Here is a 20035-nt window from a genome sequence, read left to right on the forward strand (position 1 = left end):
TGCCGGAAGTCAACCGGTTTCTGTAAAGCGCTTTAATGATCGACGGGATGCATATGGCGAAAAAAATCGCAAGGTCCAGAAATTCTCCTGAACCTTGCGATCGGGATTCGTTTTAAGGTGCTGTCACTTCCAGAGTTACATTTGTATCTTCACTGTAGGGATATGGATCCATACCGTCGGACGGAGGATAAACCCATCTTAGCCCGATTTCATACGTTCCAGGCTCGCCGTTAAATGGCCCCCATATCAGCGTAAACTCGCTGCCCGTTGCCAACAATGCGGCCAAGACGCCGGCTTCGCCTGTCAGATAGGCGGTTCCGTACTCGTCAATCTCACCCGAGGCAACCGGCGTACCGTTATGTTGCAGTGTTACCGTTTCATAAACATACGGGACATCGACGGAGTCTAAAGGATAAATCGAAACCCTCAAAGCCATCCGATAGGAAGGTTGGAGGTTCTCACCTTTGGCGCTAAATGAATAAACCCATGGCTCCGCTGGAGCCAAATTAACCGATGACTCCCCTCCCGTAAAGGCGATCGTCGGCATCTCCGCGACCACCGTAAACTGGAACGACTGCTTGCCTAATGAAACCAAAGCATCCCCCTCACCGTGGAAAGCCTCTACGGTCACGTTGTAATTGCCGGATTGTGTCCAGTTGGCCGACAAAACGGCTGGATACCCGTCGCCTAAGGCTCCAACGCCGTAACCCGCATTGTCCTCGGAAGGAAGCCACACCTCCCCGCAACTGGCTGCCGTTGACGTTCCGCAGGCCTCCAGGTTCAGTTCGGTCATATCGATTGAATCATTTTCAAAGTCATAACTGATTGGAGAATATACCGCTTCCGCTACATTCGACGTCAGCGTCATCTTCAGCTTGAGCTGGTCCGACTGCAGCTCCACGCCCTCTTTCAGCGTCAGTCCAAATGCCATTTGGTGCGGGATGCCGAACGGGATGGAGGTTTCATCGGCGTGCTTCCAGTTCAAGGTAAACGACGCCGCAGGCTCCGGATTTGGATTTGGATTTGGGTTCGGATTTGGGTTCGGGCTAGGATTCGAGCCTGGATTTGAAGGCGCCGAAGACCCGCCGCTCGGCACCGTTGGCAAGGCTGGCACCTGCGACGGAGTAGCGGAACCACCTCGCTGTTGCTTTTCTTGCTCCAGCTTCCGCTGATCCGCCAAGAATTGATCCCGACTTTCTCCTCCGAGTTGATCGATGAAGCGCTCCTGCGCCTTGGCTAGCACCTCCGCTACAGCTCTGCGATTCTCCTCTTCCTGCCTGGCTTGTTCCTCCGCAATCCATTCAATGACGGCCTTCATGGCACTCTGTTGTTCCTGCTGATCTCGTTTCTTCTGTTCCTGCCTTTCCTTCAGCAGTTGTTCCTTCTGGGCGGCGGCTTCCGGATCCACCCCCGCCGTTCTATCCAGCGGCTGAACCCCGTCCAAATCGATAGTTTTCCCGTTCCCCTCCAGGGCACGGTTAGCCTCGTTGATCAACTGCTGCACTTGCCCGGAAGGCAGCTTTTGTTGCTTGACGGCTTCTTGCGCCAGGTTTGCAACCAGGTTGTCTAAATTCCGGCTTACCTTGTCCAAATCCGCCATCTGCCGTCCAAGATTCGAGTTCGAGGTCGGACTAGGCGCATTTCCCTGTTCTTGTAAGCTCCTTTTCATTTCCTCGTTTTCCTGCTGAATCTTCTCCGCGTTTTTGAGGAGGCTTTCTATCACTTTGGGCGGCGCGTTTTGGATCAGAGTGGACGGATCCACCACCGAAGGTACGCTGATCCCGCTGTTCTCCAGAAGGATTTGCTGAGCAGGATAGACGATAGTTGGAGACGGCGGGGTAGGTGATGCTCCAGAAGCTGGATTTGAGCTGCCGGTGCTGACCGCCCCGGCCATCACGCTTAAAACGCTAGCCCCCGTGATCGGATCCACCGTGACCATGAAATGGGTTCCTTTCACGTCCAGCGTATGATTTCCGTTCACCACTTGGAACGTATCTGGCGATCCTCGCAAGTCCGTTACGGCGAAATAGGCCACACCGGAGAGCATCGTCAGCTTTGTCGTTCTCCCCTCCGGTCCGCCCGCCAGACGAGTGATATCCAGTGAGCTATACGCCCCAAGATTCACTTCATCTCCGGTATCCTCCACCCGCAGCTGCGCGCCGCCTTGGCCGAGAATCAGTCGATCCCCTTGCCGCAGGGACATTCCCTCAAACGCATCATACTGCAAACTGGATCCGGCGGGCTGCACCTTGGCATCCCCTTGCAAGGCTACAATTACAGCTGTTCTTATGGTGTTTTTCGCCCCTGCAGCCAAGGCCGGTTGTCCAAAAGCCAGCAGGATCAGTAAAGCAGCAAGGCTGCCGCATAGACTTCTTATCCATTGTTTCATGTCCTTCACCTCCTATTTATCCCTCATGACGGCCAATCGCGCTTCCGACAGCCAATTTACTTCCTTGTTCAGCAATACGCCAGCTCCTCGCAAGGGGATATATACTTTGCCGCCGCTGACATAAGGAGCTGCTGCTAAAGTTAACCGAGATATGTCTCCGGTCGAATTGACAGTCACCGTCGCTTCAGATTTACCAACCCGAAGAGAGACCGACCGCCCCTCTCCTTGCATCACAATATCTCCCGCTGAATTGAAGGTGACCGTGTAACCAACGGCCTCCGCAAGCAGACGAAGCGGGACATCCAATCGGCCTTGCTGAAGAAGGAGTTGATCCGTATCGGCTACCGCATTTTGCTCATAGAAGAGTACTGGCCCTTTGCGTCCTGCTACGGTTTCCGGCAACGAGTAAGGGCGCAGGACACGCACTTGATGGTTCAAGGCGTCAGCCACCCAGATGGCTCCGGTCTCCTCCTCTACGGTTACATCCACCGGCAAGGAAAAAGCCGCGCTCGCCTCCGTGTGCCCCGCGCTTCCCGGCACCCCGTCCCGGGCGCCGACCAAGGTCGTCACCTTCTGATCCCGCAGCAGCCGGATGGTATGATTCAGGGAATCGGCAATAAGCAAACCGTCTTGGGTCCAAGCCAGTCCCGCCGGCCCGTTAAACCGAGCCGCCCCCGCATCCCCGTCCAGATAACCGCCGGATGCCGTTAAAGTGGGGTTCGCCTCCGAATACATCGATTCGGACACCTTGCCCGCCACCGTCGAAACCGTATCGGCGGCGAAATCGATATAGCGGATCAAATGATTCCCGCGATCGCTGACATAGAGGTTCCCTTTATCGTCTAGGGCCAATCCGGACGGTTCGTTAAAAAGGGCCTGAGACAAGCTGCCATCCTGATAGTCTCCCGCCGGAACTGCCAGCCCCGGATGGACCATGACAACCCGCTCCGAGGTTGCGTTCAGCGTTGTGACTTCACCGTCCGTTGTGATTTTGCGGATAACGTGATTTAGCGTGTCCGCCACGTAAACGATCCCATCTCCGGTAACCGCAATCGCTTCCGGGGAATGAAACCGGGCATTCTTCCGCTCACCATCCCGAAGTCCTAAGACACCGTTGCCTGCCAAGGTTTGTACCTGACCGTCCGCGGTGATTTTGCGAATGGCATGATTGCCCGTATCTGCGACATAGATGTTGCCGGAAGTATCCGCCGCCAACCCGGAAGGCATCTGGAAAGCGGATTCCTTCAGAGGACCATCAAGATAGCCGCCGACCGGTTCATTCCGTTCATCCAGCTTGACCGGAAATGGAATGCCGGCAAAGGGGCTCACGACCCCGTCTTTGACTTGGCGAATAACCTGATTGGCCGTATCGGCCACCAGCAGGCGACCGTCAGACAACCGCAGCAATCCTCCGGGAGAACGAAACTCCGCCTCCTCCCAAGTTCCTTCCGTCCAGCCGGCTTGTCCTGTCCCGGCATAAACGTCCACCCGCAGCAGCGTTCTCCCGGCATCGCTTACAGGTCCGCCGGATCCATCCGCCAAGGCGGGCGCTTGTGCCGCGACAAAACTACTGAACCCAAGCAAGGCGGCTAGCAGCAACCTCCCCTTGTGTTTAAGGAAACTCCTCATTTTCAATTCACACTCTCCCTTATCATGTAATTCCTAAACCAACTCAACAATGTCAACCTCGATTATGACATTTATCACACGGTTTACATTATATATCGGTAATTTCTTCCTTAAAATGATACACTCCGCCGGATTTGGCGATTTAATTTGGGGTAAACTTTGGGGGAGAATCGCAATTTTGAAAGAAAGGCGCTGATCTGACGTGGCCGCAAATCACGACAAAACCTCCGCGGACTTCGAATACGAGCGGTACAAGCTGCTCAAGGAGTATCGACCGGAGAATGATATTCCCGATGATGACCTGCTGCCTCACGATACACGAATCGCCCAAGGCATCAGCGAACAAGACGCCGTGTCCGTTGGCGAAAATGATCCGCTTCCCGACGTACCCGATGCGGACGCCATTCAGAAGGACAGCCCCGTTGATCCCGTTGCTCCTGATCCGGATGCCATGCATGGCACCGATTTGCTGAACGGTTTTGACGGCGACGAAACCGAATAACCTCTACGAAAAAAGCCTTCCGCACGCGATTGTGCGGAAGGCTTTTTGAAGGTGGGAAGGATTAGTCCTTATACACTTTAAACTTACCTACCAAGGTTTGCAGTTGCTCGGCTAACCGGCTCAGGTCCGCTGAAGATGAGGCGATTTCTTCTACGGAAGCCAACTGTTCCTCCGCCGCCGCGGAGATCGTTTGGGTGTTGCCGGCCGTCTCCTCGGAGAGGTGACGAATACGTTCAATCGCTTCACGGGCCGCGCTGGTTTCCCCCGCGGCATCCTGCATCGTTCCAGCCGCAGCCTCGATCGCTTCCGCCGCTTCCACGACAGACTGGCTGATCGCAACAAAGGATTGACCGGATAAATCGACGGCTTCTCTGCCTTCCGAGACCTTAACCTGAACGTCTTCCATCGCGGCAGCCGCCCGATTCATTTCATCCTGGATATGCCCGATATAATCCCGAATTTGGCCTGCAGAATGGCTTGAGCCTTCAGCCAGTTTCCGGATTTCACCGGCTACCACCGCGAAACCGCGCCCTTCTTCGCCGGCCCGGGACGCCTCGATCGCAGCGTTCAGCGACAGCATATTCGTCTTCTGTGCGATGCCCGCCATCAAGGTGGCGATGCCGCCGATTCGCTCCGCACGTTGATGCAGCGAGCCGATTACGGTTGCCAGCTCCGCCACCGTCTCTTCGACGCTGCGGATTTTCTGTTCCGCGCCAGCCACCAGTTGGGTCCCTTGCTGAGCGGAATCCGCCGTCCCCGACATCGTCCGGGCGATCAGTTGCATGTTGCCGGATACGTATTCCACCTGTCGGGCCATCGTATCGATGCTGGACGAGCCGTTTTCTACACTATACAGCTGTTGCTCACTGCCGACGGCAACGTCCTGAATTGCAACCGTCACATGCTCGATCGCTTTCGTTGTCTGCTCTGCCCCGGCGGACAGCTGTTCCGCCGAAGCCGAGACGCTATCGGTCATCTCCCGTACCCCTTCAATCATCTCCCGCAAATTATCGGCCATCACCTGAAAATTAGCGGCAAGCTCGCCGATTTCATCGCGTTTGAAGTCGTCCAGCTTCTCCGTCAGATCACCTTGGCCAAGGATTGCGGTCGCACGTCTCAATTTACGGATCGGAATCAGGATCGAGCGAATCAATAAGATGTTCAAGATCAATCCTCCGACCAGCGCCAGCAAGACAACGAGAATTGACGTATTGCGGATTTCCGCCGTATCGCGCGTCACTTCGCTTTGACTCATCGTCCCGCCGATCCGCCAACCGGTGAGTTCGTTTTTGTGGAACGCCATCTTATATTTTTCACCGTTCAGGATGTAGTCGAAGGTTCCCTTGTCCTCTTCAAACATCGAAGACACGTAGCTGTCCGTCGCCTCTTCGCCGATCCCGCCTGTCGGATTTACAATCATGTTCTTGGCGCTGTCGAGAATCAGGATATATCCTTCCTCCCCCACTTTCATGTTCGCCATATTGGAGATGCCGGTTAAGTCAAGGTCGAGCGCAATAACCCCTGCCCCATCCTTCAACACCTTAGATACGGAAACGACCGGACTTCCGTCAACGGAGAGATATACCGGCGAAACTACCGCATTAGGCGTCTTCATGGCCAGCACATACCAATCCCGAGTTCTCGGGTCAAAATCGGATGGCAGCTCCTGCTCCGCGCCCAACAATGTCCCCCCTTGACTCGTACCGACATAAATATTCAATACATCCTTATGTAAGGCCAGGTACTGCTTCAGGCGATTTTTCACCGCCGTACCCCCTGACGCCAGTTCCGCATCAACAGCAGCTGTATCCAGCTCGCCGGCAAAGTAATCCAGATCGAAAACCATGTTTTCGAAATTGCTGGTGATCACCGAATTTGCGGTATCCACGCTCTCTTGGGCGCTGAAGATCAATCCCTCTTCGATATGTTTGCTTGCCGTCCAATAGGTCGAACCGGCGATAGTCAAGCTAGGAACCAGCAGAATGATGGAAAACGATATAATGAGCTTTTGACGAATAGATAAAGAAAACGTTCGATTCATGAGAATCCCCCTAAAATGGTTCAATCCTTACGGAAAGCGGTACGTATTTTTTGGAATCATATCCTCATAAAAAAGATCCACGGCCCGAAACACCCGGTTTCGGCCCGCTGCTTTTGCTTGATAGAGCGCTTGGTCCGCCTTCAAGATCAGTTCCTCCTCAGGAACGTTCGGGTACGTCGCACTCCCGGCCGAAATCGTCAGCCTTAACTCACCCCCATCCGGTAAAATAAATACGTGGTTCTCCACATTGCTGCGTAAACGCTCGGCCACAACCTTAATTTGCTCCGCATCACAATGATCAACCAAGATGACAAACTCCTCGCCCCCCTTACGGGCGATATGATCCCCCGGACGGAATGTCTCTCTCATCACGTCGGCGATCTGCAGCAGCACCGCATCGCCCGCCGGATGCCCAAATCGATCATTAACCTGCTTGAAATGGTCGATATCAACGATCAGCAAGGTGAACGGAACTTTGTCCCGTTTTGTTGCGGCGATCTTTTGTCCCATTTTCACTTCAAACGCCCGCGAATTGTACAAGCTCGTCAAAAAATCATGGTTCGCCGCTTCCCTCATAATGCGAATGGCATCGTCCTTATCGCGCAAGTAACGCAGCATGAAGAACGCAAATAACCCCGCAATAATCAACAAGGGGAAATAAAGAGCGATCTCTTTGAAGAGACATTCATTGCTCAGAAGCATCATAAATACCGCGGTGCTTAATGCGCTCAGCGCTAAGGCGATCACCCAGCGCAGGACCGTAGTTTTCCGCCCCCGAAGCAACAAGAACCCGATCAAGAGCGTCACAGGTGCATTGACCGCAGCGATCATGGCATGCGGCCCAAAACCATGTAGAAACAACATCCGATAGAGCGCAATTAACAGGGTCGCGATGACGCCCGAAAGGCCGCCTCCCAGGTAAATCGAAATCAGGATCGGCAGCTGTCGGAAGTCGGCGATGACTTGCTCGGAGAGATGAAAATGGTAATACATCAGAACGATACCCAGCAGGCCCTGTCCGCTCCCCAGCAGAATCCGAACGTACAGCGCTTTATCCAGGCGGTCCGGCAATTTGTTCTTGATCATATATCCAAAAAAGATCACCGTCGTTAGCAGCATAAAATTGTTGAATAAGCTTTGCAGCATTAAATGTTCCTCTCTGATGTGTGGTGCAGTAGTAAGTAGTGATAGCATACCATAATAGGACGACAAAAATAAGATATTTTTGCTAATTTTAGATTATATTCGACATTTTGTGACAAGTCTTGTCGAATGGATTTTTCTGCCCCCTTTTACGTGATATAATGGCGTCAGATGAATGAAAGGGTGACGGCGATGAGTAGCGCGGCTGCGGTCCAAGGACAGGAGCCTGTACAGGTCTGCCTATTGGCGGGCAAAATCATGCTGCAAAGCGGTGCGGAAACCTACCGCGTAGAGGATACGATGACCCGGATGGCAAATGCGCTGGGCTTGTCCGGGTCGCATAGTTATGTCACGCCGACGGGGATCGTCTTTCAATCCGGCGAGACGGAATCTGCGAAGCTGATTCGCATCGTGGAGCGAACGACCGACCTGCAGAAGGTATCGGCGGTGAACGATATCTCCCGAAAGCTCGGCAACGGAGAAATGACGGCCGAGGAGGCCTATACCCTCCTGCGTGGAATCGAAACGGAGAAGCACGCTTATCCGATGCCGTTGCAAATGGCGGCCGCCGCCTTGTCGAGCGGCTGTTTCACCGTGATGTTCCGCGGCCCGTTGACCGATTTCCTGCCGGGCCTGTTGTGCGGCGGCTTAGGGTTTGCCGCGTACCTGCTGTTCCATCAGCTGGTAAAAGTAAAATTCTTCGCCGAATTCACCGCAGCGCTGCTGATCGGCCTGCTGGCTCTCGGTTTCGTGCAGCTCTCGATCGGCCGGGAGCTGGATAAGATCATTATCGGCTCGGTGATGCCCCTTGTGCCGGGATTGCTGATCACCAACGCGGTCAGGGATCTGATGGCTGGGCACCTCGTATCCGGGTTGTCGCGCGGGGCGGAGGCCTTTCTCACCGCCTTTGCCATTGGAGCCGGAATCGCCGTCCTGTTTACTTTGATTTGACTTCAGCCGGAAGGAGACGAAACCGCCCGATGGTTATCCTGGTTCATTTGCTGACGAGCTTTATTGCTTCGGGAGCCTTTGGCATCCTCTTTAATGCTCCGAAACGAACGCTGCTGCAATGCGGCTTGTCCGGAATGCTCGGCTGGATGGTCTATATCCTGCTGGAGCCAAGGATGGAGAGCGTATTTTCAACCGTTGCCGCAACTTTCCTGGTTGGCGCCCTCAGCCAACTGTTTGCCCGGATTTACAAAAAGCCCGTCATTATCTTTAGCGTAGCCGGCATCATCCCGCTGGTTCCCGGCGGTCTGGCGTACGATGCCATGCGCCGCTTCGTGGAGAATGAATACAACCTGGCCGTCGAGCTCGCCGCCAAAGCGTTCCTCCTCTCCGGCTCAATTGCGATTGGGCTCGTCTTGTCCGAAGTGCTGGGTCAACTCTTGATCCGGCGGGTGCCGCGGCGCCTCCGCAAGCGGTCTGCGAAATAAAAACGGTGCCGACCCGCTACTGCGGCAGCACCGATTTCATCCAGAACGTATTCATATAAACCAGCTCAAACCCGCATCTCAGCATGTTGGCATGGCTGCCAGAGGCAAACTCGACATCAGTGTATACGCGCTTGAGTCCAAGCGATTCCGCTGTTTGCAGTCGGTGCCGAATTAATGCCGTTTGCACGCCGCGCCCTCGAAAATCCGGGAACGTAAAATCGTTAGCCAAATACCCGGTGTCACCACGGACAAACAAGGAGCCCATACCTGCGGACTCTCCGCCGATGGAAGCCACAAAATTATGAAAATCCTCCCGGTAGAAGTACCGGCTCTTCTGCCGTATGATCGCTTCCTCCAACGCAGGAGCATCCTCTCCACGTGAACGTTCGATCAGACCGATAAACGACACCGCCTCCCGTTCGTTCGAGACCCGGGAGATGTGGATCTCCACGGAAGAAGGGAAGCGGTTTGCCTCCCCGCTCTCCAAGCTCTCTCCGTTCAGCTCCTGCTTGAGAAAGGCTAGCTGCAGCCTTGGCACGAACCCTTGTGCTGCCAAAGCCCCCGCCACCTCGCCGGTTTGCCGGTCCGGGCTCATATCGAAGCACAGGTCGATACCTGCCGCGCCATAGCTCTCAAGAATGTCAGGCAGCCGCTCCAAATCCGCCGGGCCAAAACCAATCACCCGATTATAGTAGCTCGACTGCGGGGACAGCTGGTCCATCAGCAGTGTCGTCCCGCCGATTTGCGTTACGTTGAGATGCGACTCCGCCAAATACAAGGAGCGCTCGTGATTAAACTTCGTCAACTCCGTCTCCAGGTAAATCATTCGTTCCACGTCGGCAAGGACGGGATGATTTTGCGGGGTGTTTTTTGTCATGCGCATACGCTCCTTTGGCTCGCCGTGCGGTGGATGTGTTCCAATTCCACGAGTCCGGCTTGATCTGTTAAGCCATTTTAGCACACCCGGCGGGCTTCTTGCATTTTGCATCTTCTAAGCCGCAGCGAGCGTGATATAATTACTAGCGACTGCCTGCGAACAGCATTCCATTCATGCGTAGAAATGCGTCATGGGATAATGATGTTTTGAACTCCCACTAGAAGAAAGAAGTGAACAGCCAGAGATGATCGGCGATATTGTATTGGATGTCGTTTTGCCCATTTTTGTCCTCATTGGATTAGGCGCCTTGATGCAGCGCGCTTTTAAGCTCGATTTGTATACGCTGGCCAAGATCAACTTCTATTTCGTGACACCTGCGGTCGTCTTCGTCAGCATGTACGAATCGGAGATGTCCGCCGAACTGCTGGGAAGCGTTACGGGGTTTTATATTTTGTACGTCCTGCTGCTCTATGGGGTCAGCCGGCTCGTCAGCTGGCGCCTCAAGTTCAGACCGGGCATGCGGGCCGCCTTCACCAACAGCCTAATTCTCGACAACTCCGGCAACTACGGGCTGCCGATTAATCAATTGGCCTTTAAGGGGGATCCTTTGGCCGCCTCCGTCCAAGCGCTGGTGATGACGTTTCAGAGCCTAGTCACGTTCACCTACGGGGTCATGTCCGTGCAACGGGCCAAATCCGGCGGCACGCTGAAAGCCGCTTTGATCGGATTTCTCAAGATGCCCGTACCTTACGCCTTGGTGCTGGGGATGGCGCTGCACGTGCTCCAATGGCCGCTCCCCTATTTCGTAGCCAAGCCGCTGGGTTACATCGCCGACTCGATGGTCGCCATCGCTTTGCTAACACTTGGTGCGCAAATCGTGAAATATCCGCTGCGGCTCGACCGGCTTGACGTATATCTCAGCGTCATCCTGCGCCTGCTGATCGGCCCGACTATCGGGTTTGCGTTGATATGGGCGCTGGGCCTCAAAGGGATTCCGGCCCAAGCTCTCCTGATCGCCTCCGGCATGCCAACGGGCGTGAACAGCACAATTCTGGCGGAAGAATACGACAATGAGCCAGATTTCGCTTCGCAAACTGTGCTGATCTCCACGCTGTTGAATATTATTACGATGACTGCCCTGATTTCTTTATCCCAATATGTGGGGTAGACTCAAAAGAACCTTCCGCCAAATGCGACGGAAGGTTCTTGTTTAATCAGGGGGATTAATCGCCCTTTTGCAGCGCGGCTTCATGCTCCTTCACGAATTGCTCGGGGGTCACCGCCTTGCCAAACAGGGCCTGGATCATGTTCAGATGCGTTTGCGCGGCGTTCCATTTCATCTGCACGTCGGCAAATAACGTTAAGTTGCTGGCATTGTTCAACTCATCCAACAGATCGATGTAGAGCTGCGGCAGATCCGAGGAAGAGGTGTCCACCTTGGTTGCCGGAATCACTCCCGCCGTGCTGACCGATTCGGCCCCCCACTTGCTGATGAAATACTCCACAAATTGCTTCGCCTCATCTTTGACTCTGGAGTTTTCCGCGACAAACAAGCCGACACCCGGCCCGCCTACCCAGCTGTTGATGTCCCCTTTGCCGCCGGCGAAGGTCGGGAATTTGAAGAAGCCTACGTTCTTTTTGAAATTCTCGGGGACGTCTGGATTGCTCGTAAAGTTGGGAACCTCCCAAGTCCCCGCGAGGAACATGGCAGCTTGCTCATTCATGAAAACGGATTTACCTTCTTCATTGGACAAGCCGTTAAAGCCTTTGTTAAACGCATTCATGTCCACCAGTTTTTGAATTTCATCCGCCGCCTGAATCAGCGCCGGATCTTCGAAGGTGCCGGATCGATCGATCGCCTTCTTCAGCGTTTCTGGACCCCCAAGCCGGTCGGCAAGGTACATATACCAGATCGAGCCTGTCCAGCGGTCCCGATTCCCCAGTGCGATGGGGGTAACCCCTTTGCTGTTCAGCGTGCGGATCACGTCCAGGAATTGATCATAGGTTTGCGGCACTTCGAGATGGTATTTTTCAAAAATCGCCTTATTATAGTATATCGGTGAAATGTTCAACTCGATCGGCAAGCCGTATGTTCTTCCCTGCACCGCGTAAGCATCGGTCGCCCCGGGCACAAATTGGTCTTTCAAGCCGCGGTCCAGCAAATCGTCAAGCGGGGCAAACAAGTCGCCTTTCACGTACGGGTCCATAAAGCCGGCGGCCCAGGTGACGCCGACGTCGGGAAGCTCGTTTGCCGCAGACAAAATTTTCAATTTGTTCTTATATTGCTCGTTTTCCATCACTTCCTGCTGGATCGTGATATTGGGATGTTCGGACTCATATTGGTCAATGATTTCGTTCACCAGCTTATTCTGCTGAGGTGAAGCGCCCGCGGGCCACAGATGCATAAACTGTATCGTCACGTTCCCGCCCGCCGCCGATGCCGCTTGCCCCTCCGTGCGACCGCCTCCCGCCGTCTTGCCGCTGGTGCAGCCGGTTAGTCCCAGCAACAGAAGAAGCGAAATCAACAGGATTGATGCTGTTTTATGGTTGGCCATGCTTGATCCCCCTAGTGATCACGGCTATTTCGTGTAACCGCTTCAAAACAAGTGTATCACGTTGATGATTTCGCTTCCATAGCTCGAATAAGGCGGATCGTGGGTTCTGCAAAAAATGTCGAACCCCTCACCCTCGCCTTAGGCGTCCGCCCCTGTCTCCTTCGTCTGGCTGCGGTATTTGCTGGGACTCATGCCCTCATAGCTCTTGAACACCTTAATGAAATATTTGTCACTTTGGTAGCCGACCCGTTCAGCGATCTCCCCTACGGACAACGTCGTCCGCAGCAGCAGCTCTTTGGCGCGAAGCACCCGCAGCCGGCTGATATATTCGCTGAAGGTCAGTTCCGTCTGTTCCTTAAACAGCACGCTGAAATAGCTGGGATTCAAATGCAGATGGTCGGCTACTTGACGCATCGTGATTGGCTCGTGCAGGTGCTCGTCCAGGAAGCTCAGCGCCTCGCGCACCTGGGGCGTATACTGCGCATCCGTATCCTTTGTCTCCAGCAGCCGCGGATCAACCAGTTTCTCCATCGTCTCGATCCGATGCCGGTCGTCCTCAACCAACAACGCCTGCTCTACCGCCTGCACCAGCTTATGCTTATCCACCGGCTTCAGCAGGTAGTTCACGACCCCCAGCTGCATCGCTTTTTGCGCGTACTCGAACTCCGCATACCCCGAGATGATGATGGCGACCGGTTTGAACTGCTTGTGGCGCTGCTGCATTTCGATCAGCTCCAGCCCGCTGATGCCGGGCATGCGAATATCCGTGATCAACAGATGGGCAACATGGTTCTCCAACCAAGCCAACGCCGCCTGCCCGCTGTCCGCCGCCTCGATCCGATATCGTCCGGCTGACCAGGCTTCCAGCGTTTTCGTAAACCCCTGCCTTGTCCTTGGCTCATCCTCCACCACAAGAATCGTTTTTGTCTGCTTCATACCGTTCCCCCAAATTCACTAGGTATTTCAAAGCTTACGGCCGTTCCCTCGCCTGGCAGGCTCGTCACCTGCAGCCCATGCTTTTCCCCTTGCTCTCCGTCAAAATACAACCGCAGCCGCCGCTGCACATTTACGATCCCTACGCCTGTCCCCTTGGTGGAGATGGAAGGCCCGCCTTCCATCGCTTGCATCAAGCCAAGCAGCGTAGGCTCGTCCATCCCGGGACCGTTATCCCGCACGGTGACTTTCACGTAGCCCTCTCGCTCTGACGGCTCAACGCTTACAGTAACTTTGCCCTGGCCGAATTGTTTTTCGACTCCGTGTAATATCGCATTTTCCACCAGCGGCTGAATCATCAGCTTCGGGATTTTGACGTGGCGGAATTCTCCCGCATCAATAGACCAGGTTAGCCGTTCTGCAAGCCGAATATCCATCAACTGCAAGTAGCGCTCCACATGCTCCAGCTCATCCTCGATCGTCACCCATTCGTCCTGGTTCGGGCTGCTGATGATGTACCGGAACAAGCTCGACATGCCGACCACCAGGTTCGCCAGCTCTTCCTCTCCCTTCTCCTCCAGCGACCAATAGAAGGCCTCCAGCGTATTAAACAGAAAATGCGGGTTGATCTGCGCCTGAAGGGCCTTTAATTCGGTGCGGCTTTGCAGGAGCTCCTTCTCGTAGACGACGCGGATCAATTCGTTCATATTATCGACCATTTGGTTGTAGGAATTGTTCAGCTCGTTGATTTCCATCGTTTTCGAGAACATCGGGTTCCGCTGCAGCACCCCGAATCTCGCCCCGCGCATCGCCTTGATCAGCCGGAAGATCGGCCGGGTAATCATCGTGGACAATGACAGCGACATGATCAGGAACAACAACACCCCAATTGCTCCTGAAGCGATGACGGCCGTACGCAGCGCGGAAATCCCGCTGGTTACATAACTGATCGGCGTAAAGAAGACCAACGTCCACCCCGTTGCTCTGGAAGCTTGTTTCACCTCGATAAACTCTTGTCCGCCGATCGTGATGTTCTTCCCATCATTGCCCAGCAGTCCCGGCAGATCCAAGTCCTCTGTGGGAAAGCTGAAATTCGTCGCGATCGGGCGCTGATTCCCGTCAACCAGTAGAATGTATTCCCCGCCGTCCCCTTCAATCTGTTCATGAATTTGAAAATATGACCGGTCGATTCGCACCGCTAAATACCCTCCCGATGAAAACCAGCGGTCGAGCAAGCTGACCCGGCGCAGCGCCAGCACGGATGACGGGTCGCGCGGATCGATGCCAATCCACACGAGCGCCCCTTTGCCCCAATTGGCCGCATTAATCCATTGCGAGTCCACCGTGTCGATCAGTTGGGTTTCGTTCAGCGGAAATAGGCGACGATAATCGTTTGTATACAATTCCAGCGATTTGATGCCGGTGACATAAGCTTGATAATCGCTAAATAAGGGCAGCAGCGACTGGCGCGAACTGAAAGGCGTCTCCTTCCCTTGGACCTCGTCAAGCAGCAGCTGCTGGACGTAGGCATCGGTGGCGACCTGAGTCGTCAGCGTATTGATTTGGGCGATGAGCGCATCCAAGCGGCCGTTAGCCTGCAGGGCGGTCTGGCTGATATGCTTTTCAGCATTGGTTTCCAGCAATCTGGAGACCTGGGAATACGTCAGTACACTGGCGATGCCCAAGACAAAAACCATCAGCAGCATAAAGCTGATGAAGATTTGATTTCGTAAGGTAAACCATCGTTTCGGTTTTTTCACGTCCGGTCCAAACCTTTCCGTCCAAAGTATACAACCCGATCCCATCATAAACGAAAAGGACCGGATGGTACTATGTATTTTTCGATTCTGTCCCGTATAATGAGAAGGCGGCGGTTTCCGCCGCCCTAATGATACATAAGCATTTTAATGGAAATGTCCGCGGTTTTCTACTGCGGTCAGGAGAGGGAGTAGAAGATTAACACCATGAAGCCCATTACGCCAAATCACGCGGTTTTTTTTGACGTTGACGATACGTTATACGACCACCTGCAGCCCTTTCGCGCAGCGCTGGTGGAGACTTTAAGCACCGGGCCGGATTTCCCCTATGAGCCGGCTTATCATCGAATGCGCTATTACAGCGATTTTCTATCCGCCGAAGCCGGCGGCACGCCGACCCACGGCCAGGAACTTGAATCGATGCGGACCAAACGCTTCGTTCGCTCCCTGGGAGAATTTGGCCTCACATTGACAACCGAGCAGGCGGCAACGGTCCAGACCGCTTATCTGAACCGGCAATTTGATATTCAACCGTTCCCTGGAGCCATAGAACTCATTGGCGAATTGCAGGCGCGGGGCATCGTTGTTGGGGTGATTTCAAACGGGCCGCCGGAGCACCAGTGGCGCAAAATTCGAGCGCTTGGGGTAGACAAGCTGATTCCTGCTGAGTTGGTGTTTATCTCAGGGGCGGTAGGTTTGACCAAGCCGGACGTTCGACTGTTTGAGCTGATCGCCGGGAAGCTGGACAAGTCGCCCGAGCAATGCTGCTACATCGGAGATTCCTGGCGTAACGATGTCGTTGGCGCGGCGGGTGCCGGCTGGCAGGTGATCTGGTTTAATCACCGCGGCGTCCAACCCGAATCGGAGCCGCAGCCCCTCCACACGCCGGCTGCCAGCTATGATGAGCTTGCCCGGCTGCTGATCGTGGAATCCCTGTAAGGTGAGTTCAATAAAGGAATGCTGCAAGCGTCTGCAGCATTCCTTTTTTTGGCGTACAACTCTTCCAATCCCAACCTCTCCTGCATACTTCGACCATACCTACACACAATAGAGGAAACTACCTCGGTTGGAGGAATTGTACCGTGTTCTCGCGATTATTGAAATCGATCCTTACCATTGCCAATCAAAAACCCCAGCAGCAAACGTCCCATACATCCGAACCGCAGACTGCCGGCCCTTTGTCCTTAAAGAATGTGCTGGATGAATTTCGCGAGTGTTCTGATCTGACCCATCGGACCTACCCGGTGCTTCAGGCCGATATCGTCTACTTCGAACACCTGCTCGACAATCATAAGTTTACCTACAACGTGGTTAAACCGCTCGAAAATATCCGACGTGAAGAGCTGGGGGCGCTTCTACAGCAATCCTTGTTCCAACGGGAGGAAGATCCATCGAAGGTCGTTCGCGGGATTTTGAATGGGAGTGCCGCCCTGTTCCTGCCTCAGGGGGTTTATCTCGTCTCCGCTTACGGCCCCCAAATGAGATCCATTGAATCCTCACAGACGGAATCTACGATCGTGGGTCCGCATGACGCTTTTAACGAATCGCTGGACACCAACCTGTCCATCATCCGCCGCAGGGTGAGAAGCAACCGGCTAAAAGTCAAGCAGTTTGAGGTCGGCGAAATCTTCAAAACGAGGGTATCGTTGCTCTACATCAGTGAAATCGCCAATATGGACTTCGTCAACCGCATGTCCGATCGGATTCAAAACATCGAGTACAGCGCGGTGTTTGACGGCAGCATGCTTATTCAGCTGGTCGAGGATTTCCCCTCCACGATCTTTCCGCTGTTCCTGACCTCGGAGCGCCCGGATGTCGCCGTGTCCAAGCTGAACGAAGGTCGGGTTGTTGTCATTATGGATCAGAGCCCGTCGGTAATCATCGGGCCTACCACGGTATTCGAATTCTTTACTTCGCCCGACGATTATTACAGTCGCTGGGCGGTTGGCACGTTCCTTCGCATCCTGCGGTACGTCGCTTTTGTGCTTACGTTGACGTTGACTTCGATGTATGTGGCGATTACAACCTACCATTACGAAATGATCCCGCAAAATATGCTGGCCTCCATGACAGAATCGCGCAGCCGTGTCCCATTTCCTCCGGTCCTGGAAGCTCTGTTGATGGAAACGACCTTGGAACTGCTGCGGGAAGCCGGGGCCCGCCTGCCCTCCAAAATCGGGCAAACCATCGGGATCGTAGGCGGTATCGTGATCGGCACGGCCGCGGTGGAGGCCGGGTTTACCAGTAACATTCTGATCATCGCCGTAGCGATGTCCGCCATCGCTTCCTTTGTGATTCCCAGTTATACCATGAGCGGATCGATTCGGATCATCCGGTTTGCGCTGATCATTTTGTCGGGGATGCTTGGGAACTTCGGCTTTATGTTTGGGATTGGGCTGGTGATCATTCACCTGTCCAAGCTGACCAGTCTCGGCGCCCCTTACACGATTCCGCTTGCGCCGATTAAAACAGCTGACTGGAAGGATACGTTTATCCGCGGGCCTTTCTGGATGTTCTCCAAGCGTCCGAAGCAATCCCGTACCCCTAATCCTACAACCAACAAAATGAAGAAATAGGTGACCCTATGGAACGGGAAAAACTGAATCGCTTCCATATCGCCCTCCTGGTGTTCAACACCCAGAGCGGCATCGTCCTGTTCACTTTGCCGCGCATCACGGCTCGTTATTTCGGAACCAACGGCTGGCTCGTGCTGATCCCGGTGTTCCTGCTGGTCACTTTGAACATTATGCTGATCTCTGCCGTTTACCGGATGGGCCGGGGCAAATCCGTCTTTGACATCCTCAGCGCATCTTTACCGCGTTTTATTTTAACCCCACTTTATGTATTCCTGTGGGCGTTATTCAGTATGATCGGCTGCCTGGTCGTCAAGCAATATGTCTTGATTTATCAAATGCTGATCTTTCCAACAACATCGGATGCTGTGCTCAAGATCTTTGTGGACGTACTCGTGTTCCTCTACATCATAAAAGGGATCTACAACATGTCCAAGGCAAATGTCATCTTCTCGCTGCTGTTGCTGCTGCAAATCCCGCTGTCCCTTTTCTTCCTCCAGGAATTTGATCTTGTGCGGTTGACGCCCTTTTTGTTTAAGGAGGGAACGGATATGAAGGAGGGATTGCTCCAGTTATATGGCGCTTATTTGGGATATGAGTTAACCCTGTTTCTGTTCCCCTATGCGGAGAACAATAAAAGGTGGCTGAAGTACATCCATCTCGGCAACGGTATCACCATGTTCATTTATCTGCTGGTTACCTTTTTATCTTATGGCTTCTTCAGCCATAGGGCTTTAATCCACTCGTCTTTTCCGATGCTAGACATGTATGCTTATTTGCGGTTCCCGTTTATCGAACGCATCCAGAACTTTCTATTCAGCTTGTTTTTGTTCTCGATCCTGCATACGGCTGGCATGTACTATTGGTCAGGCCAGGCGGTCATCTCCCAGATCTTTCGCCGGATCCCCTGGAAGGTAATTGTCTTCTTCTCCATGGCTGCCTCCATCTTGGTGGGGTTGATCCCAAAAACCTTGATCCAGGTAGAGTCCTGGTTCAGATATTTTACGATGGTGCAGTTGGGCTTCTCCCTTGGGTTCCCGTTGCTGTTGATCCTCTTACTATTGCTCCAAAGGAGGTTTAAGAAACATGCGTAGATTTGCAATTCTGACCGCGATCTTCTGCCTTCTGCTCGCCGGTTGCAGTCAGGATCAGCGGATTCTGGAACGGATCGGCTATATCGAGACGGCAGCCTTTGATGCAGCACCCGAGAACAAGCTAAAGGCAACGATCAGCATGCCGCTGGTCACGCAGTTCGCCAAAGACGGCAAAACAACCGACGAATTGCTGGAAACGGTCTCCAACAGCCCCAAGGAAGCCAAATCGGCGTTAGCCTTGCGAACAAGCCGGATCATCGTCAGCGGACAGATTCGGACCTTTATGATCGGTGATGCCTTAGCCCGTCGGGGCTTCTGGCAGTATATCGATACTTTTCTGCGTGACCCAAGCGTTTCGATCCGCACCGCTATGGTTGTCATCGATGGAGAAGCCGGTAAAATCATCAGCCAGGAGTACCCCCGCCATACGAAGACGGCTAACTATATCAACAAGCTGCTGCAGAAGGAGTTCAATAAACAGTCGACCCCTCGAACCTCGCTGTATGAATTTTCTCGCGATTATCACGATGACGGGATAGACCCGATTGCCATTATGATTAAGGAGCAAGAGAAGGACATCACCATCAGCGGCATCGCTACGTTTCGGGAGGATCGGATGGTCGCCAAGATCCCTTGGAAGGACGTTTACCTCTTTTCCCTTTTGTATCAAAACCTCAAACAAGGTGAGTTTACCATTACAACGGATAACCCCGACCTGAAAGCTATTTCCTTCCGAGCCGTAAGAAGCAAACGCCGGATCGTCATTTCAAAGGGCTCCTCCGGCGGCTACGAAGCGGATATTTACCTTAAGGTCGAAGGCGGCGTGGATGAATATATCGGTGACGCAAAATTAAGTTCGGCCGAACGGACCAGAGTCGAAAAGCTGGTTAGCGAGCACATCTCCCATGAAGCGGTGCGGGTCATCCAAACGCTGCAACACAACCGGACGGACAGCTTCGGGCTAGGCAAATATGTCCGAAACAAAATGGGCTATGCGGAATGGGAACAAACCGATTGGCGCGAGATGTACAGCGAAATGCCGGTGCGCGTTCATTGCTCTTTCTTTATGAAAAACTTCGGAACTTATTTCGATTAGGGGGTACGGG

General features: G+C 53.7%; 16 protein-coding genes. 8 read left to right on the forward strand and 8 right to left on the reverse strand.

The features are described from left to right. Positions 1-112 precede the first annotated feature (112 nt). Both BN3277_RS23185 and BN3277_RS23190 read right to left on the reverse strand, forming a co-directional pair. Positions 113-2389: a FecR domain-containing protein gene (locus BN3277_RS23185; RefSeq protein WP_059046747.1), complete on the reverse strand. Its 2277-nt coding sequence runs from the start codon at positions 2387-2389 to the stop codon at positions 113-115. Positions 2390-2401: 12 nt separating this feature from the next. After that, on the reverse strand, positions 2402-4018 hold the full coding sequence (locus BN3277_RS23190) for a stalk domain-containing protein (protein ID WP_059047452.1): 1617 nt from the start codon (positions 4016-4018) through the stop codon (positions 2402-2404). A 202-nt stretch (positions 4019-4220) separates the two neighbouring features. Here BN3277_RS23190 and BN3277_RS23195 point away from each other — a divergent pair, with 202 nt between their 5' ends. After that, on the forward strand, positions 4221-4520 hold the full coding sequence (locus BN3277_RS23195; RefSeq protein ID WP_059046750.1) for a hypothetical protein: 300 nt from the start codon (positions 4221-4223) through the stop codon (positions 4518-4520). Between the two features lie 61 nt (positions 4521-4581). Here the strand turns inward: BN3277_RS23195 and BN3277_RS23200 are convergent, their stop codons facing one another. Both BN3277_RS23200 and BN3277_RS23205 read right to left on the reverse strand, forming a co-directional pair. Further along, positions 4582-6561, reverse strand: coding sequence for a methyl-accepting chemotaxis protein (locus BN3277_RS23200; protein ID WP_059046752.1), 1980 nt, complete (start codon positions 6559-6561; stop codon positions 4582-4584). A 27-nt stretch (positions 6562-6588) separates the two neighbouring features. Beyond that, complete coding sequence (locus BN3277_RS23205) at positions 6589-7707, reverse strand: GGDEF domain-containing protein (RefSeq protein ID WP_059046754.1); 1119 nt, start codon at positions 7705-7707, stop codon at positions 6589-6591. Between the two features lie 189 nt (positions 7708-7896). On the opposite strand from BN3277_RS23205, the gene BN3277_RS23210 reads away from it, so the two are divergent. Further along, the gene (locus BN3277_RS23210) at positions 7897-8655 is read left to right on the forward strand and encodes a threonine/serine exporter family protein (protein ID WP_059046756.1); all 759 of its coding nucleotides are present in this window, start codon (positions 7897-7899) and stop codon (positions 8653-8655) included. Positions 8656-8684: 29 nt separating this feature from the next. Continuing rightward, complete coding sequence (locus BN3277_RS23215; protein ID WP_059046758.1) at positions 8685-9140, forward strand: threonine/serine exporter family protein; 456 nt, start codon at positions 8685-8687, stop codon at positions 9138-9140. A gap of 16 nt (positions 9141-9156) precedes the next feature. Here BN3277_RS23215 and BN3277_RS23220 read toward each other — a convergent pair whose 3' ends face one another. After that, positions 9157-10017 carry a GNAT family N-acetyltransferase gene (locus tag BN3277_RS23220; RefSeq protein WP_059046760.1) on the reverse strand — a complete coding sequence of 287 codons (861 nt, stop codon included), beginning with the start codon at positions 10015-10017 and terminating at the stop codon, positions 9157-9159. Between the two features lie 244 nt (positions 10018-10261). Between BN3277_RS23220 and BN3277_RS23225 the strand changes: the two genes are divergently transcribed. Then, positions 10262-11185, forward strand: a complete 924-nt coding sequence (locus BN3277_RS23225; RefSeq protein ID WP_059046761.1) for an AEC family transporter — start codon at positions 10262-10264, stop codon at positions 11183-11185. A 55-nt stretch (positions 11186-11240) separates the two neighbouring features. Here BN3277_RS23225 and BN3277_RS23230 read toward each other — a convergent pair whose 3' ends face one another. From BN3277_RS23230 to BN3277_RS23240, 3 genes are all read right to left on the reverse strand, one after another. After that, positions 11241-12572 (reverse strand): extracellular solute-binding protein, encoded by a 1332-nt coding sequence (locus BN3277_RS23230; RefSeq protein ID WP_059046764.1) that lies wholly within the window; start codon positions 12570-12572, stop codon positions 11241-11243. A gap of 138 nt (positions 12573-12710) precedes the next feature. Beyond that, positions 12711-13508, reverse strand: a complete 798-nt coding sequence (locus tag BN3277_RS23235; RefSeq protein WP_059046766.1) for a response regulator transcription factor — start codon at positions 13506-13508, stop codon at positions 12711-12713. After that, positions 13505-15265, reverse strand: coding sequence for a cache domain-containing sensor histidine kinase (locus BN3277_RS23240; protein ID WP_082691584.1), 1761 nt, complete (start codon positions 15263-15265; stop codon positions 13505-13507). Before BN3277_RS23240 ends, BN3277_RS23235 begins: the two co-directional genes overlap by 4 nt. A 204-nt stretch (positions 15266-15469) precedes the next feature. Between BN3277_RS23240 and BN3277_RS23245 the strand changes: the two genes are divergently transcribed. From BN3277_RS23245 to BN3277_RS23260, 4 genes are all read left to right on the forward strand, one after another. Next, on the forward strand, positions 15470-16201 hold the full coding sequence (locus BN3277_RS23245; RefSeq protein ID WP_059046767.1) for an HAD family hydrolase: 732 nt from the start codon (positions 15470-15472) through the stop codon (positions 16199-16201). A gap of 143 nt (positions 16202-16344) precedes the next feature. Then, positions 16345-17838: a spore germination protein gene (locus BN3277_RS23250; protein WP_232436495.1), complete on the forward strand. Its 1494-nt coding sequence runs from the start codon at positions 16345-16347 to the stop codon at positions 17836-17838. Positions 17839-17846: 8 nt separating this feature from the next. Continuing rightward, entirely contained in the window at positions 17847-18929 is a 1083-nt protein-coding gene (locus BN3277_RS23255) for a GerAB/ArcD/ProY family transporter (RefSeq protein WP_059046769.1), read from the forward strand. After that, positions 18922-20025, forward strand: a complete 1104-nt coding sequence (locus tag BN3277_RS23260) for a Ger(x)C family spore germination protein (RefSeq protein ID WP_059046771.1) — start codon at positions 18922-18924, stop codon at positions 20023-20025. Before BN3277_RS23255 ends, BN3277_RS23260 begins: the two co-directional genes overlap by 8 nt. The last annotated feature ends 10 nt before the right edge of the window (positions 20026-20035 follow it).

The sequence above is a fragment of the Paenibacillus rubinfantis genome, assembly GCF_001486505.1.
GTDB classification, from domain to species: Bacteria; Bacillota; Bacilli; order Paenibacillales; family Paenibacillaceae; genus Fontibacillus; species Fontibacillus rubinfantis.

Bases quoted from the DNA above. Each gene is read 5' to 3' on its own strand.
- BN3277_RS23220 (WP_059046760.1), bottom strand. From the start codon at position 10,017: ATGACAAAAAACACCCCGCAAAATCATCCCGTCCTTGCCGACGTGGAA.
- BN3277_RS23245 (WP_059046767.1), top strand. From the start codon at position 15,470: ATGAAGCCCATTACGCCAAATCACGCGGTTTTTTTTGACGTTGACGAT.
- BN3277_RS23225 (WP_059046761.1), top strand. From the start codon at position 10,262: ATGATCGGCGATATTGTATTGGATGTCGTTTTGCCCATTTTTGTCCTC.
- BN3277_RS23230 (WP_059046764.1), bottom strand. From the start codon at position 12,572: ATGGCCAACCATAAAACAGCATCAATCCTGTTGATTTCGCTTCTTCTG.
- BN3277_RS23255 (WP_059046769.1), top strand. From the start codon at position 17,847: ATGGAACGGGAAAAACTGAATCGCTTCCATATCGCCCTCCTGGTGTTC.
- BN3277_RS23260 (WP_059046771.1), top strand. From the start codon at position 18,922: ATGCGTAGATTTGCAATTCTGACCGCGATCTTCTGCCTTCTGCTCGCC.
- BN3277_RS23210 (WP_059046756.1), top strand. From the start codon at position 7,897: ATGAGTAGCGCGGCTGCGGTCCAAGGACAGGAGCCTGTACAGGTCTGC.
- BN3277_RS23185 (WP_059046747.1), bottom strand. From the start codon at position 2,389: ATGAAACAATGGATAAGAAGTCTATGCGGCAGCCTTGCTGCTTTACTG.
- BN3277_RS23190 (WP_059047452.1), bottom strand. From the start codon at position 4,018: ATGAGGAGTTTCCTTAAACACAAGGGGAGGTTGCTGCTAGCCGCCTTG.
- BN3277_RS23205 (WP_059046754.1), bottom strand. From the start codon at position 7,707: ATGCTGCAAAGCTTATTCAACAATTTTATGCTGCTAACGACGGTGATC.
- BN3277_RS23215 (WP_059046758.1), top strand. From the start codon at position 8,685: ATGGTTATCCTGGTTCATTTGCTGACGAGCTTTATTGCTTCGGGAGCC.
- BN3277_RS23235 (WP_059046766.1), bottom strand. From the start codon at position 13,508: ATGAAGCAGACAAAAACGATTCTTGTGGTGGAGGATGAGCCAAGGACA.
- BN3277_RS23200 (WP_059046752.1), bottom strand. From the start codon at position 6,561: ATGAATCGAACGTTTTCTTTATCTATTCGTCAAAAGCTCATTATATCG.